The sequence below is a fragment of the Streptomyces sp. TM32 genome (genome assembly GCF_004122755.1).
In the GTDB taxonomy this organism is placed as follows: Bacteria; Actinomycetota; Actinomycetes; order Streptomycetales; family Streptomycetaceae; genus Streptomyces; species Streptomyces sioyaensis.
In genome coordinates this window covers 1-13,565 of record NZ_SDIG01000170.1, presented here as the reverse complement: position 1 = coordinate 13,565, position 13,565 = coordinate 1, and the positions used below count along the sequence as shown (strand labels likewise).

Genomic DNA, 13,565 nt, shown 5'->3' with positions numbered 1-13,565 from the left:
GGGGACGAATCGGGGGCGGAGGCGGGGGAGCCGGGGTCGGTGGCCGGGGCGTGCTCGCGAGTCATGACCTCAGCCTGTCAACCGGGTTCCTGAGCCACACATCATTTTTCCGGCACTGCCCTGGCCGGCACTGCCCTGGCCGGCACTGCCCTGGCCGGCACTGCCTGCCGGCCCGGCCGGCCCTACGCCCGGCGGGCCTCGCCGGGCGGGAGGAGCGGCAGCAGGGCCGAGATCGCGGCGGAGAGGGCGACGTTGAGGCCCACTGCGGCCGCCAGGGCGTGCCCGTACGCGGCGATGTCGTGGTGGCCGGCGCCGCCGAGCGCGCCGTAGTAGAGGATCCCGACGACGGCCACGCCGACCGCGCCGCCGATCTGCTGGCCGGTGGAGAGCACCCCGGAAGCCATGCCCACCTCCGCGGGTCCGACGGTGCGGAGCACCGCGTTCAGCAGCGGGGTGACCAGCAGTCCGTTGCCCACGCCCACCAGGACCAGGGCCGGTGTCAGCTCCCAGGCGGTCAGCCCGGCACCGGAGCGGACGGCGAGCGCGCCGGTGCAGAGGAAGCCCACGAGGCCGGTCAGTGCGCCGAGTTGCAGCACCCGCCGCCCGAAGCGGGCCAGCCGTCCGGCGAGGAGGCTGGCGGCGAAGAAGGCGACGGCGAGCGGCGTGTAGACCAGCCCGGCCCCGAGCGCGTCCTTCCCCAGGCCGTCCTGCAACGTCAGCGACAGGATCAGGAAGAAGGAGTTGATGCCCGCGTACGTGAGCAGGACCAGGGCCATCCCGACCGCGAACGCACGCTCACGCAGCAGCCCCAGCCGCACCAGCGGGGCACCGCCCGCCGCGTCCGCCCACCGCTCCACCAGCCCGAACGCAGCGAACGCGGGCACACATGCGGCCAGGCCGAGCCAGGTCCACGGCGGCCAGCCGGACGAGCGGCCCTCGACCAGCGGCACCACGAGCAGGAAGAGCGCCACGGTCAGCACCACGGCACCGGGCAGATCGAGCCGGCGGGCCCGCGGTGCCCGTGACTCGGGCACGAACAGCCCGGCGAGCAGCAGCGTCACCACCCCGATGGGCACATTGACCCAGAAGACCGGCCGCCACGTGGAACCGAAGAGATCGGCGGCGATCAGTACACCGCCCACCAACTGCCCGGCCATCGTGGCCATTCCGATGACGGCACCGAGCGCACCGAACGCCGTCGGGCGCTTCTCCGCCGGGACCATCACCTGGATCACCGCGAAGACCTGCGGGAACATCGCCGCCGCGCTGAGTCCCTGGACCAGTCGTGCCGCGATCAGGCTGCCGGCGCCGGGCGCGAGCGCACAGCCCACGGAGGACAGCGTGAACAGCGCCATCCCCAGCAGGAACAGCCGCTTGCGCCCGAAGCGGTCGCCGAGCCGGGCGCCGGTGACCAGGGCGAGCGCGTAGGTGAGTTGATAGCCCGCCAGGATGAGCTGGACATCGGCCGCGGAGGCGTGCAGATCGGCTTGGATGGCGGGCGCGGCGACCAGCACGATGAAGGTGTCGAGCACCGCCATGAAGGCCCCGACCAGCACGATGGCCAGGGTGCGCCAGGGGGCTGCTGTTGCGGGGTCGCCGGCCGTATTGGACGATCCGCCGGCCCGCGATGGTGTCGCGGTGCGCGGTCCGTTGGCGGCCGGGGGTGGTGTCTGGTTCATGCGGCCAGCGTCGGACGACGCCGCCGCGGCGAACAGAGACCGATTATGCTGGTTTTCCCACCACCCCCCTCTACGTGCTGCGCCCCAGACGTCCGCGCGGCGGCCCCGACGCGGCCGACGCCCCCGCGAGCCGCGGCGAACGGGAGTACCGATGGACGACCAGCAACGACGCCGCAGCCTCGGGGAGTTCCTGCGCTCGCGCCGGGAGCGGCTCACGCCCCAGGAGGCGGGCATCCTCGCGGGGCCCCGGCGGCGTACCCCGGGGCTGCGGCGCGAAGAGGTCGCCCAGCTCTCCGGTGTCAGCGTGACCTGGTACACCTGGCTGGAGCAGGCGCGCGACATCACCGTCAGCCGACAGGTCCTCAGGAGTCTGGCGCGGGCCCTGATGCTCAGCTCGGTCGAGCGCCGGTACCTGTTCGCGCTGGCCGGAGTGCCGCTGCCGGAGCGCCCGGCGGACGGCGGTCCCGGCCCCGCGCTGCAGAAGCTGGTGGAGGCGCTCGAACCACACCCCGCCTATCTCCTCGACGCCAACTGGGACCTGGTCGGCTGGAACCGTGCCGAGGCCGGACTGATCGGCGATCCGGGACAGCTGGAGCCGGCCGAACGCAATCTGCTGTGGCTGGTGTTCATGGATCCGGCGATGCGCTCGCTGCTGGCCGACTGGGACGGGCAGGCGCAGGACCTGGTCGCCCAGTTCCGGGCGGACGCCCGGCAGCGCTCGGGGGATCCGCGCTTCGAGCAGCTCACGAACGGGCTGCGGGAGGCGAGCCCGGAATTCCGGACCTGGTGGGCGGCGCATGACATCGCCGACTTCGGCAGCAGCCGCCGGCGCTTTGCGCATCCCCGGGTCGGGGCGCTGACCTTTGACTATGTGAAGCTGGCGGCGCTGGACGCACCCGGCATCAAGCTGTTCGCCTGTATGCCGGCGGATGCCACGACGGCGGCCAAGCTGCCCGCACTCCAGCGGTGCGCGACGGGTGAGGCGGGCGAACCGGGCCGGTCGGGCAGGTCGGGCGAGCTGGGCGAGCCGGGCGGTGCGCCGGGTGCCGGGGCAGGTGCTTCGGCAGAGGCGGATTCGGCAGCAGCCCGCTGAACCGCCCCACACGCGTGAGCTGAACCCCGCCGCACTCCGCCGCACCCCGCCCCTACCGCCGCGGATTGACGGCGACGGCCTTGAAGAACGTGTAGTGGAAGGTCCCGCCGTCGTCCGCGGCCCTTCGCAGCTCGGCGACCCCCAGGTCCCAGTCGGCGGCGGTGGTGAGACCAGCGCCCAGCGCCTCGTCCCGGACCGACTCGACCATGGCGACAAAGGTCTTGAGGGTGAAGCCGGCCACGAGGGCCGGCTTGGTCCGGTCCGCATAGGCCGTACGCGGCCGTACCACCACGTCGGCGAATCCGGCGTCGGTGAGCAACGGCTGCAACTCCCGCCCGAGCAGGGCATTTCCACCGGCCGCGGCCTGTAGGCGTACCTGGTGGCCGATCACCTCACGGGCGTGGTGGCTGTCCGGGTGGAGGACCACCGAACCGTGGTCGCCCTCGATCACCGTGAGCGTGCCGCCGGGCCGCAGTACGTGTCGCAGCCGGGCCAGCGCCAGCCCGGGGTCGGGGAGATGCTCCAGCACGAAGCAGGCGAAGATGTGGTCGAACTCCCCGTAGTCGCAAGGGAGATGGTGCAGATCGGCGAGGAGCCACTCCACGCCCGCCCCGGGCTCCTGCTCCGACAGGCAGGCGCGGGCCTGCGCCAGCGACTCCGCGGACCGGTCGACCGCGACGATCCGCGCCCCCGGGCTGTTCCTGGCCAGGTGGACGGTCTGCGCGCCCACCCCGCAGCCGATCTCCAGGACCCGGCTGCCGGCGGGGTACGCCGTACCGGCATGCAGCAATGCGGCGAGGGCGTCCGCCTGGTCGCCGAGACGGCGGGCCTCCCGCTCCGAATAGCCGTGTACGTACGCGGTGTCGGTGTTCATGGCTCCACCGTGCCGGGACAATGGCCCGGTGCACAGGTCCAAAGAGCAGCCTCCCGACCGGTCCATAATTTCCTCCCCCGGCACCCCGTCGTCCCGGTCGTCTCCATCCCGTCCCTCCCCCTCCTCCCCTCCGGTGTCTGCCGGCTGCTCCGATTTCCTCCAGCTGAACATCGCGGACGCGTCTCCGGGCGGCCGGTCGGACTGGCTGGCCCGGGAGCTGCGGCGGGCGATCGCGGACGGCCGGCTGCCGGTGGGGAGCAGACTGCCCGCGACCCGGACGCTCGCCACCGACCTGCGGGTGTCGCGGGGCGTGGTCACCGAGGCGTACCAGCGGCTGACCGAGGACGGGCAGCTGGCCGGGCGGGGCCGGGGCGGAACCATCGTCGTCGCCGCCCCCGTGATGGCGCCCAGGCCGACCACCTCCAGGACCCAGCCGTACGCCTCCCATCCCGCCGCGCCCGTACCTCCCCAGCCGTTCGCCGCACCGCCCGGCCCGGAGATCTTCGACGAGCTGCGTGCCGCACCTGCCCGGATCGACCTCTCACCCGGCGTCCCGGACCTGGCCGCCTTCCCCCGCACGGCCTGGCTGCGCGCCGAACGCACGGTGCTGGCGGACCTCCCGGCCGCCGGCATGGGGTACGGCGACCCGCGCGGCACCCCGGCGCTACGACAGGCCGTGGCCCACTGGCTGGCCCACAACCGTGGGATCCGGGTGGACCCGGACGAGGTGCTGATCGTCGCCGGCACCTCGCAGGCGCTCGGCCTGATCGCGCAGGTGCTGCATCGTGACGGCGACCCGGCGATCGCGGTGGAGGACCCCGGCTCACTGGGCGTGCGGCAGCATCTCCAGTACTGGCAGGTCGCGACTCCACCGATACCGGTGGATGACGACGGGCTGTGCGTGGACGCGCTGCGGGCCAGCGGTGCGCGGGCCGTCCTGCTCACGCCGGCCCATCAGTTCCCGACCGGGGTGGTGCTCGGCGGCCACCGGCGCAGGGACCTGATGCACTGGGCATCGGCCGGCGGCCTGATCGTCGAGGACGACTACGACGCCGAGCACCGCTACGACCGCGCCCCGGTCCCCGCGCTGCGCTCGCTCCTGCCGGATCAGGTCTGTTACGTCGGCACCGTCTCCAAGCTGCTGGCGCCCGCCCTGCGGGTGGGCTGGCTGCTGGCACCGTCGCGCTACCGGAAGGCGCTGGCCGACGCCAAACGCTTCGCCGACCTCGGCAATTCCGCACTGCCACAGCTGGTGCTGGCCCGCCTGATGGAATCGGGCGAACTGGAACGCCGGCTGCGTCTGCTGCGCCGCCGCCACCGGCGCCGCCGCGACGCCATGATCGCGGCAATCGGCGCGCACCTTCCGGGCGCCACCGTGCACGGCGCCGCGGCGGGCCTGCATCTGACGATCACCTTCGACCAGGGCGGCCCCGCTGCGTCCGATACGGACCTGGCCGCCGCCGCACTCGCCCGCGGCGTGAAGGTCCACCCGCTGTCCTGGCACCGCCAACGCCCCGGCCGCCCGGGCCTGGTACTCGGCTACGCAGCCCGCACCCCGGGCGACATCACGGCAGGAATGGCGCTACTCGGCGAGGCACTGACCAACTGGCCCTGACCACCCGGACCGGCTCCGGCCACCCGGACCTGCACCCCCCTACGCCCCGCCTTCCCCCTCGAAGTGGATCAGCGGCTTGATGATGCCCCCCTCCTTCGACGCCATCATCTGAAAGGCCCGTTCAATCTCACCGAAACCGAATTCGTGCGTGGTCATCGGCGTGGGATCGACCTTCCCCGTCTCCATCAACCGGAAGATCCGCCGAAGCCACCCGCGACCTCCGCGGTTGAACCCGCCGTAGACCTGTTTGTCGGCCATGCCGTATCCGAACGGCTCCAGGGGAATCTTCAGCGGCTCTCGCACCTCCCCGTGGTACCCGACGTTGGAAATACGCCCTCCCGGCTTCGTGACCCGGAAGGCCGCCTCCCAGGTCTCCGGGCTGCCGAGCGCCTCGATGGCCGCGTCGACCCCCTGGCCGTCCGTCAGCTCCAGGATCCGCTCGACCGGGTCGCACCGGGTGTGGTCGACGATCAGATCGGCGCCGAATCGGCGGGCGAGTTCCTGACGAGCGGGAATCGACTCGACGGCGATGATGAGGCCGGCGCCGAGCAGCCGGCAGCCGATCGTCGCCGACAGCCCCACCGCGCCCTGCGCGAAGATCGCGACGGTCTCGCCCAGGGCGAGTTCCGCGTGTTCGGCGGCGACGAACCCGGTGGAGAGCATGTCCGTCGCATACAGCGCCTGGTGGTCGGAGAGACCGTCGGGAAGCGGTGCGAGATTGGCCTCGGCATTGTTGACGAGGAAGTACTGGGCCAGTGTCCCGTCACGCCGGTTGGTGAATGCGGCGCCGCCCAGCATCAGCCCGTGGCATTGCGAGGAGAATCCGCGCTGGCAGGAATCGCACTGGAAGCAGGGCGTGATCCCGGCAGCCGCGACGCGCTGGCCTTCGACCAGTCCCTCGACAGCCGAGCCGAGCGCATGGACGACACCGACCGCCTCGTGCCCCAGCGTCACATCCGGAGCCACCGGAATGACGCCCCGCATGACGTGCACATCGGTCGTGCACACCAAGGCCGCGGTGGTGCGCACCACCACGTCATTGGGGCCGGGCTCGGGGACCGCCTTCTCGATGACGCCGACCTCGCCGACCGTCCGGAGAACGAAAGCTCTCACGTGTGCTCACCCGCCGTCCGATGCGGGAGCGCGAGGAGATCGAGATCGTCGGCGTGGCTGTGGCTCATGCCATCGCCCTTCCCGCAGGTGAGGCGGGCGATGGTCGTTACCTCATCTTCCGCCCGTTCGGCCGACAGCCAACGCGGCGACGCTCCGGGCACTGCTCATCTCATCGTGTCCTCGCCTCGCCCTCATACGGAGCCGGCCCGCCGTCCGGCAGGTAGTCGTGGTGGTCCCGACGGTCCTGGTGGTCCCGGCGGTCCTCCGGTACGGGCAGCCGCCCGCCTCGGCTGTCGGCGACGCGCAGGACGTCGTCCAGCGCCATCGTGGCCCGCAGAAGCGTGACCCGGAGCATGAGCGATCCCGCCGTCGGATCGTCCAACACCTCCTCGGCCTCGGCGAGTACGGCTGCGCCCGCCCGCATCTGCTCCGCCTCCACCAGGTCGGCCTTCCGGGAGAGATAGCCGCCCGCGTCCTCGCTCCGCAGAAAGCACGGATTCCCCCCGAGCGACAGCCACGGCAACAGCCGCAGCCCGGACCCTGGGCGCTGGGGGTTATCGGGGTCGTAGCGGCCGAAGATTTTCCTCAACTCGTCATCCTCCAAGGGGCGGTGTCGACACCCGGCCCGAACCGGCGGCCACGGGAGTCTTTTTGCGTACACCCTCCTAGCGTTGTGTCACGCCGATAGGCTCGCCAGTGCACAGAGCGTGACAATGCATTCGTCACAAGGGGGTTGACGAAATGGGCAGCGCCTACGGCGACTGGCTCCGCGAACAGCGGGAATCGGCCCGGCTGACACAACAACAGCTGGCGGACGCAGCGGTGATGACCCGCTCGCACATCGCCCACATCGAGGCGGGACGCCGGATCCCGTCGAAGGAGGACGCGCGACGGCTGGACCAGGCGCTGAACACGGGGAATGTGTTGAGCAGCTTTCTGCCGAAGGATGACGCGGCCGTTGCCGACTATTTCGAGGCCGCGCGTCATCTGGAGCGACAAGCCACGATGATCCGTGAGTTCGCCCTGGGGTACGTGCCCGGAATCCTCCAGACGGAGCGGTACACGCGTGCGGTGATGCGTACGGCCTTCCCGCCATGGAGTGAAGCGGAGCGTGACAGGCTCGTAGTCACACGGCTTGAGCGGGCCAAGATTCTCGCCGACCCGGTGACACCCACGGTATGGGCCATCCTGGACGAGACGGTGTTGCGTCGCCCCGTGGGTGGCCCGGAAGTGATGGCCGAGCAGATCATGCACATCGTCCGCCTGGCCGAGGACGAGCGAGTGCGCGTGCACGTATTGCCGTTCGGGTTGGGTGCGCACCCGTTGATGCACGGCATGCTGACGCTGATGTGGTTCGAGGACCAACCGCCGGTTGCTTACAGCGAAGCGGTATCGACCGGCAAGTTGCATGACTCTCCGGCGCTGGTTCAACGGCTACAGGGCGCCTACGCTCTCGCGTTGAGCGACGCGTTGCCGTTGAAGGAGTCGCTCGCTTTGATGAGGGCGACAGCGAAGGACTACGGACATCATGACTGAGCAGAGGATCCTGGACGCCTCCGCGCTGACCGGCTGGCGCAAGTCTTCGTACAGCAATAACGAGGGGGGCAGCTGCCTGGAGGTCCTGGACAGCTACCACTCCTCCGGCATCCCCGTCCGTGACTCGAAAGTTCCGCACGGCCCGGCCCTTCTCTTCTCGGCCGACAGCTGGATACCGTTCGTCAGCGCCCTCAAGAACGGGGAGCTCCCCAGCGCAGCCCGGTGACCACCCTCGGCGGCTCCGCTCAGCGGAACGGAAGCGGCCGCCCCTTCTCCCTCTCCGGCCGAGGCCCGAAGATCCGCCGTTCTGCCTCCCCGATCGCGACATCGTGGATGCCGGCCTCCCGGCGGCGCATCAGCCCCTCCTCGTCGAACTCCCACAGCTCGTTGCCGTAGCTGCGCCACCACTGCCCGGCCGCGTCATGGCACTCGTACTGGAAGCGCACCGCGATGCGGTTGCCGTCGTAGGACCACAGTTCCTTGCGCAGCGCGTACTCCAGCTCGCGGTCCCACTTCTGGCGCAGGAAGCCGACGATCTCCTCGCGGCCGGCGAGGAAGGTGTCCCGGTTCCGCCAGACCGAGTCCTCGGTGTACGCGAGGGCGACCCGCTCGGGGTCGCGGGTGTTCCAGGCGTCCTCGGCGGCCTGCACCTTCTGTCGCGCGCTCGCCTCGTCGAACGGCGGGAACGGTGGGCGTGGCGGCATGGCGGTCTCCCTCTCTCGCACCTCCGGAGAACGATCGTTCTCCATCGTTCGGCTAGTGTAGAGAACGACCGTTCTCCTGGGAAGTGCCGGAAGGGCCATGGACCACGACGAAGCCCGTACGCGGATACTCGACGCCGCGGAAAAACTGTTCTACGACCGCGGCATCCAGTCCGTCGGTATGGACGAACTCCGCACCACCGCCGGGGTGTCCCTCAAGCGCCTCTACCAGTGCTTCCCCGCCAAGCACGACCTCGTCGAGGCCTATCTGCGCCGCCGCGACGCCCGGTGGCGCACCACCCTCGCCGCGTACGTCACCGAGCACGCCGACACCCCCGACGCCCGTCCGCTCGCGGTCTTCGACTGGCTGCACGACTGGTTCTCCGCCCCGGACTTCCGCGGCTGCGCCTTCATCAATTCCTTCGGCGAGCTGGGCGCGACCTCGGACGGCGTCGGCCGCGTCGCCCGGGAGCACAAACGCGCCCTGCTCTCGTACCTGACGGACCTCGCCCGGGGCGCGGGAGTCACCGAACCCGCTTCCATGGGCGCCCAGTTGTCCCTCCTCGTGGACGGAGCGATCACCACGGCCGCCATCAGCGGCGACCCGTCCACCGCCCGACAGGCCCGCACCGCCGCCGCGGCTCTGCTGGCGGCGGGCGCCTCCGGCGGGTGATCGATGGTGACCGAGATGTGTCTATACAGTGAGTGACGACATCCCCTACGATCTGTAATCGCCGAAGCGGGACCGGAGGCCGAAGATCGGAGAGGGTATGGCGCGTCCCTGGGAAGCCGATCCGTCCGCGCTGTTCGTGCGGAGGTTGGGAAAGTCGGCCAAGGAGCTGGGCACCACCAAGGATGAAGACGGCTGCCCGGACATCTGGGAGCTGGGCAATGGCGACATCGCGATCGTCGGACGGGACCTGACGGACGCGTACGCCGCCCACCTGCCCGCGGACGTCACCATCGCCGCGGACGAACGTCTCGTGGTCATCCCCGGCCGTATGCTCCGCTCGGCCAAGCCGGATATCGCCGATGCTTGAGCAGAGCGCCCTGGAACTCGTTGCGTCGCAAGGGGAACGACTGCCGATCGAGGCGTACAGACGTGACTTCCGGCGATATCGAGGCGACGTCCGCGGTCGGCACTCCTGGAAGCTGGAGCGACAGCAGGACTTCGAGGAACAAGACGCCAGCTGGGAGGCGTTTCGCCACGGCCGCTGGGAGGAAGCGCTACGACTCCTTGAGGACGAGCGAGAGGATTTTGAATCGGCCGTTCAGCGGGACCGGGAACGGAGTACCGCGTTCCATCGCGTGCGGGTGGTCGAAGAGCCTCTCACGCCGTACCTGCACTGGGAGTTACACGCGCTGAGGTTGCAGGCGGAATGCGGCAAGAAGATCCGGGTGGTCGGCCCGGCCCAGGTGGCGGCGTTTGAGGCCGGTGGACCGCTGCCCGAGGTGGTCGTGGTCGGCGACCAGGTCCTCTACCAGGTCCTCTACACGGAAGCCGGCTCCCTGGACGGAGCCATCCGCTTCCTCGAACCCGGACTGGTCAGGCGTTGGGGAGACTTCATTCGGACGCTTTACGAGACCGGCGAGGACGTCTTGCCCTTCTTCGCACGCAGTGTGGCGCACCTTCCGCCACCACAGACGAAGGCTGAATAGCGATCAACCACGACGGAATGGGCGAGGCGCGTTCGGGCAGAACGGACAACCAGTTGTCCGGCTCGTCCCGCGACACGGTGCAAGCGGGAGCCATCAGCGGGGGAATTCATTTTCACCACGGTCCAGCACCTGACAACCCAGCGGGTATCACTCCACGACAACTACCGCGAGATGTACCAGGCTTTGTCAACCGGACCGAGGAATTGCGCCGGCTCCAAACGATCCTGACCAGCGGCACCGACGACACCGACGGCACCGACGGCGCCGTTGTCATTGCGGTCTGTGTCATTGCCGGTACGGCGGGAGCGGGAAAGACCTCCCTGGCGTTGCGCTGGGCCCATCAAGTACGGAACGAATTCCCCGACGGTCAGCTCTACGTCAACCTGCGGGGCTACGACCCCGGCGAACCCGTCACCGCACAAGACGCACTGCACCGATTCCTGACCGCGCTGGGCGTTCCCGCGGCAGGAGTGCCGGCCGAGACCGATTCCGCCGCTGCCCTGTTCCGTTCCCTGCTGGCCGATCGCAGGGTACTCGTCGTCTTGGACAACGCCGCAAGCGTTGCGCAGGTGAGGCCGCTGCTGCCCGGCCACGCCGGTTGCCTGGTCATCGTCACCAGCCGAGGGCGTCTGTCCGGACTCGCCGTACGCGACGGGGCGCATCGCCTCACTCTGGGTACCTTGCCCGAGGCCGAAGCCGTTGCTCTCCTGCGTGCTGTCACCTCTGGTTACCGAGCTGAGGACGACGCGGAGAAGCTGGTCGCGCTCGCCCGTCTCTGCGCACGGCTCCCTTTGGCCTTACGGATTGCGGCGGAGCGCGCAGCGAGCCACCCCCATATGCAGCTGGACGAACTCATTGCGGATCTGCGTGATGAGTCGGCTTTATGGGAGGCACTGAGCACGGGAGACGAACAGGATGCCGAGGCGGTGCGCTCTGTGTTTTCCTGGTCATACCGGGCCTTGCCCCCGGATGGGGCACGCCTTTTCCGACTGCTGGGTTTGCATCCAGGGCCCGAGTTCGGCATCGGTGCTGTTGCCGCTCTCGCCGGAATCAGCGTAAGACGAGCACGGCACCTGCTCGATGTCCTGGTCGGCGCGCATCTGCTGGAACAGACCGCCCCCGATCGATTCGAGTTCCACGATCTGCTCCGGGCCTACGCAACCGATCAGAGCCGACTGGAGGAGACCCCGGAGAGCCGCGCTGCCGCGATGCGGCGCGTACTTGACTGGTACCTCCACACAGCCGACAGCGCACAGAGCTGGATCGCTCCCGCCCGCGAACACGTCGCGCTCGATCCCGCCGACGAGGCTGTCGACCCCCTGAATTTCTCCCACTATGACCAGGCCGTCGACTGGTCCGAACGCGAGCAGGCCAATCTTGTTGCTGCCGTGCGCGCTGCCGAGAAAGCAGGACTCGACCGATATACCTGGCAGCTTTCCGCCGTGTTCTGGAGTGCCCAGGCCCCGTCGGCCCCCGTCACCGACTGGCTTGCCACCGGAGAATCGGGTTTGCGCGCCGCGCAACGGCTTGGCGAGCGTCGCGCGGCGGCCGGACTGTTGGAGAGCCTGGGGTTCGCCCACCGCCGGCTCAACCACCTCACCAAGGCGCTGCGTTCGCACCAAGAGGCCCTCGCGATGCGGCGCGAACTGGGTGACGTGCGCGGTGAGGCCGCGGCATTGAATGCCCTGGGCCTGATCCTGCTGCGCACGAGACGATTGGGAGACGCCGAGGACCACTTCGCACGAGCCGTTTCCCTCTTCCGTGATCTCGGCGTGGAGCACTGGGAAGCAGTCGCCCTCGCGAACCTCGCCGAGGCATACGCGCAGGCCGGACGCCTGACGGAAGCGGCGGACCAGCTTGATCGGGCCCTGGCGATCCATCAGGAGGCCGGGAACAAGCGCAGCGTGGGAAATATTCTGCGGATCCAAAGCGCCGTCCACCTCGAACGCGGTGAACTGTGCGAAGCCTTCCGCGCGGCGAATGATGCCTTGGACATTGCGCTGGAGCTGCGTGATCACGTGCTGGAGGGGTACTGGCTCCTCTGCTTGGGAGCGGCCCAGCGCGCTCAGGGACAGCTGGCGGAGGCCCTGACCTCGTACCAGCGATCGGCCGTGATCCATCGCCGTTTGGGCGACCGCAGTCGCGAGGCGCTCGCGTTGCAGGGTGTCGGCGAGACGTACCAGCGCCTTGACCGACATGACGAAGCCGCCGACTTCCACCGCCGGGCTGTCGCCGTGCACGAGTTCCTCGGCGACACCTGGCACCATGCCGTCGCGCTGGACAGCCTCGCGTCCTCGCTGCGCGGCGAGGACGCGGAGCAAGCCAACCGGTGTTGGGAGGACGTGCTGCGACTGCTGAGCGACTACCGGGACGCGCGAGCGGTGACGATGCGGGAGCGTATCGAGAGCCTGTTGGACCGGTGACGGCGTCCGCTGAAGGCTACTGCCCGTCCCCCCGGCGGAAGAGGGCGGTCCACAGGAAGGGCTCGCCGAAGTGGGGGGAGTGCGGGGGTTCGTCGTGCATGCGGCGGAGTTCGCGTTCCGTCAGGGGGGAGAAGAGGGCGCGCAGGGAGTCCGGGGTGTAGGCGAGGCCGCCCTGGAGGCCGGACCGGCGGTAGAAGTCGCGGTCGTCGAGCTCGGAGCCCATCGCGCCGGCCGCGAAGCAGGTGAGGGCGAGGTGGCCGCCGGGGGCCAGGGAGCGGTCGAGCAGGGCGAGGTAGCTCAGGCGGCGGTGTGGCGGCAGATGGTGGAAGCAGCCGGAGTCGTAGATCAGGTCGTACGGGCCGGCGAGTGCGGTGTCGGCGAGGGCGAAGGCGTCGCCGCAGAGGAAGCGGACCTCGGCCTTCATTTCTGCGGCGCGGTCCTGGGCCCAGGCGATGGCTGCCGGGGAGAGGTCGACCGCGTCCACCTCGAAGCCCGCGGCGGCGAGGTGCAGCGCATTGCGGCCGGGGCCGCAGCCGAGGTCGAGGGCGCGTCCCGGGGTGAGCAGTCCGCGGTCCAGCCAGGACACCAGGTTCTCGTCGGGCTTCGCCACGAAGAACGGCACCGGCTTCGCGCGGTCCGCGTAGAAGCTGTCCCACCAGGGGGCTCCGTCGGCGGTCCAGCGGTCGGCCTCCGGAGCGAACAGGCCGTCCAGGAGGGTGAGTACGTCTTCGAGGGTGCGGATGTTCCGGTCCATGTGGTCCCCCTTTGTGGTCCCCGTGTGTGGCCCCGTTTATGGTCCCCCTTGCCGACGCGGTGAGCGTAGTCGTGTAAGCCGCATCAGACCAGGTCAGGTGGGGTGGAGTGGGGGTGGG

General features: G+C 69.9%; 14 protein-coding genes. 8 read left to right on the top strand and 6 right to left on the bottom strand.

Going from position 1 to position 13,565, the window contains the following annotated elements:
• Positions 1-182: 182 nt before the first annotated feature.
• On the bottom strand, positions 183-1,679 hold the full coding sequence (locus tag EST92_RS26850) for an MFS transporter (protein ID WP_254069037.1): 1,497 nt from the start codon (positions 1,677-1,679) through the stop codon (positions 183-185).
• Positions 1,680-1,830: 151 nt separating this feature from the next.
• On the opposite strand from EST92_RS26850, the gene EST92_RS26845 reads away from it, so the two are divergent.
• On the top strand, positions 1,831-2,772 hold the full coding sequence (locus tag EST92_RS26845) for a helix-turn-helix transcriptional regulator (protein WP_254069036.1): 942 nt from the start codon (positions 1,831-1,833) through the stop codon (positions 2,770-2,772).
• 52 nt (positions 2,773-2,824) lie between these two features.
• Here the strand turns inward: EST92_RS26845 and EST92_RS26840 are convergent, their stop codons facing one another.
• Entirely contained in the window at positions 2,825-3,646 is an 822-nt protein-coding gene (locus tag EST92_RS26840; RefSeq protein WP_129283351.1) for a methyltransferase domain-containing protein, read from the bottom strand.
• Between EST92_RS26840 and EST92_RS26835 the strand changes: the two genes are divergently transcribed.
• Entirely contained in the window at positions 3,645-5,261 is a 1,617-nt protein-coding gene (locus EST92_RS26835; RefSeq protein WP_174244150.1) for a PLP-dependent aminotransferase family protein, read from the top strand. The genes EST92_RS26840 and EST92_RS26835 overlap by 2 nt on opposite strands.
• Positions 5,262-5,300: 39 nt before the next feature.
• Here EST92_RS26835 and EST92_RS26830 read toward each other — a convergent pair whose 3' ends face one another.
• Positions 5,301-6,293, bottom strand: coding sequence for a zinc-binding dehydrogenase (locus EST92_RS26830; protein ID WP_254069035.1), 993 nt, complete (start codon positions 6,291-6,293; stop codon positions 5,301-5,303).
• Positions 6,294-6,543: 250 nt separating this feature from the next.
• Complete coding sequence (locus tag EST92_RS26825; protein ID WP_129283348.1) at positions 6,544-6,963, bottom strand: hypothetical protein; 420 nt, start codon at positions 6,961-6,963, stop codon at positions 6,544-6,546.
• Between the two features lie 152 nt (positions 6,964-7,115).
• On the opposite strand from EST92_RS26825, the gene EST92_RS26820 reads away from it, so the two are divergent.
• Together EST92_RS26820 and EST92_RS26815 are read left to right on the top strand one after the other, a co-directional pair.
• A complete protein-coding gene (locus EST92_RS26820) occupies positions 7,116-7,910 on the top strand; it encodes a helix-turn-helix transcriptional regulator (protein ID WP_129283347.1) in 795 nt (264 codons plus the stop codon).
• Positions 7,903-8,136 carry a DUF397 domain-containing protein gene (locus EST92_RS26815; RefSeq protein WP_129283346.1) on the top strand — a complete coding sequence of 78 codons (234 nt, stop codon included), beginning with the start codon at positions 7,903-7,905 and terminating at the stop codon, positions 8,134-8,136. Before EST92_RS26820 ends, EST92_RS26815 begins: the two co-directional genes overlap by 8 nt.
• 19 nt (positions 8,137-8,155) lie before the next feature.
• Here the strand turns inward: EST92_RS26815 and EST92_RS26810 are convergent, their stop codons facing one another.
• Positions 8,156-8,614 carry a nuclear transport factor 2 family protein gene (locus tag EST92_RS26810; RefSeq protein ID WP_129283345.1) on the bottom strand — a complete coding sequence of 153 codons (459 nt, stop codon included), beginning with the start codon at positions 8,612-8,614 and terminating at the stop codon, positions 8,156-8,158.
• Positions 8,615-8,711: 97 nt separating this feature from the next.
• Between EST92_RS26810 and EST92_RS26805 the strand changes: the two genes are divergently transcribed.
• From EST92_RS26805 to EST92_RS26790, 4 genes are all read left to right on the top strand, one after another.
• The gene (locus EST92_RS26805; RefSeq protein WP_129283344.1) at positions 8,712-9,284 is read left to right on the top strand and encodes a TetR/AcrR family transcriptional regulator; all 573 of its coding nucleotides are present in this window, start codon (positions 8,712-8,714) and stop codon (positions 9,282-9,284) included.
• A gap of 97 nt (positions 9,285-9,381) precedes the next feature.
• Entirely contained in the window at positions 9,382-9,651 is a 270-nt protein-coding gene (locus EST92_RS26800) for a hypothetical protein (protein ID WP_129283343.1), read from the top strand.
• Positions 9,644-10,270, top strand: a complete 627-nt coding sequence (locus EST92_RS26795; protein WP_129283342.1) for a DUF6879 family protein — start codon at positions 9,644-9,646, stop codon at positions 10,268-10,270. The genes EST92_RS26800 and EST92_RS26795 overlap by 8 nt, the downstream gene beginning before the upstream one ends.
• 17 nt (positions 10,271-10,287) lie before the next feature.
• The gene (locus EST92_RS26790; RefSeq protein WP_129283341.1) at positions 10,288-12,693 is read left to right on the top strand and encodes a tetratricopeptide repeat protein; all 2,406 of its coding nucleotides are present in this window, start codon (positions 10,288-10,290) and stop codon (positions 12,691-12,693) included.
• Between the two features lie 16 nt (positions 12,694-12,709).
• Here EST92_RS26790 and EST92_RS26785 read toward each other — a convergent pair whose 3' ends face one another.
• Entirely contained in the window at positions 12,710-13,447 is a 738-nt protein-coding gene (locus EST92_RS26785; protein ID WP_129283340.1) for a class I SAM-dependent methyltransferase, read from the bottom strand.
• Positions 13,448-13,565 lie beyond the last annotated feature (118 nt).

Excerpts from the sequence above, each read along its gene's own strand:
- EST92_RS26845 (WP_254069036.1), top strand. The coding sequence starts at position 1,831 with ATGGACGACCAGCAACGACGCCGCAGCCTCGGGGAGTTCCTGCGCTCG.
- EST92_RS26840 (WP_129283351.1), bottom strand. The coding sequence starts at position 3,646 with ATGAACACCGACACCGCGTACGTACACGGCTATTCGGAGCGGGAGGCC.
- EST92_RS26835 (WP_174244150.1), top strand. The coding sequence starts at position 3,645 with ATGGCTCCACCGTGCCGGGACAATGGCCCGGTGCACAGGTCCAAAGAG.
- EST92_RS26815 (WP_129283346.1), top strand. The coding sequence starts at position 7,903 with ATGACTGAGCAGAGGATCCTGGACGCCTCCGCGCTGACCGGCTGGCGC.
- EST92_RS26800 (WP_129283343.1), top strand. The coding sequence starts at position 9,382 with ATGGCGCGTCCCTGGGAAGCCGATCCGTCCGCGCTGTTCGTGCGGAGG.
- EST92_RS26820 (WP_129283347.1), top strand. The coding sequence starts at position 7,116 with ATGGGCAGCGCCTACGGCGACTGGCTCCGCGAACAGCGGGAATCGGCC.
- EST92_RS26850 (WP_254069037.1), bottom strand. The coding sequence starts at position 1,679 with ATGAACCAGACACCACCCCCGGCCGCCAACGGACCGCGCACCGCGACA.
- EST92_RS26785 (WP_129283340.1), bottom strand. The coding sequence starts at position 13,447 with ATGGACCGGAACATCCGCACCCTCGAAGACGTACTCACCCTCCTGGAC.
- EST92_RS26810 (WP_129283345.1), bottom strand. The coding sequence starts at position 8,614 with ATGCCGCCACGCCCACCGTTCCCGCCGTTCGACGAGGCGAGCGCGCGA.
- EST92_RS26795 (WP_129283342.1), top strand. The coding sequence starts at position 9,644 with ATGCTTGAGCAGAGCGCCCTGGAACTCGTTGCGTCGCAAGGGGAACGA.
- EST92_RS26805 (WP_129283344.1), top strand. The coding sequence starts at position 8,712 with ATGGACCACGACGAAGCCCGTACGCGGATACTCGACGCCGCGGAAAAA.
- EST92_RS26790 (WP_129283341.1), top strand. The coding sequence starts at position 10,288 with ATGGGCGAGGCGCGTTCGGGCAGAACGGACAACCAGTTGTCCGGCTCG.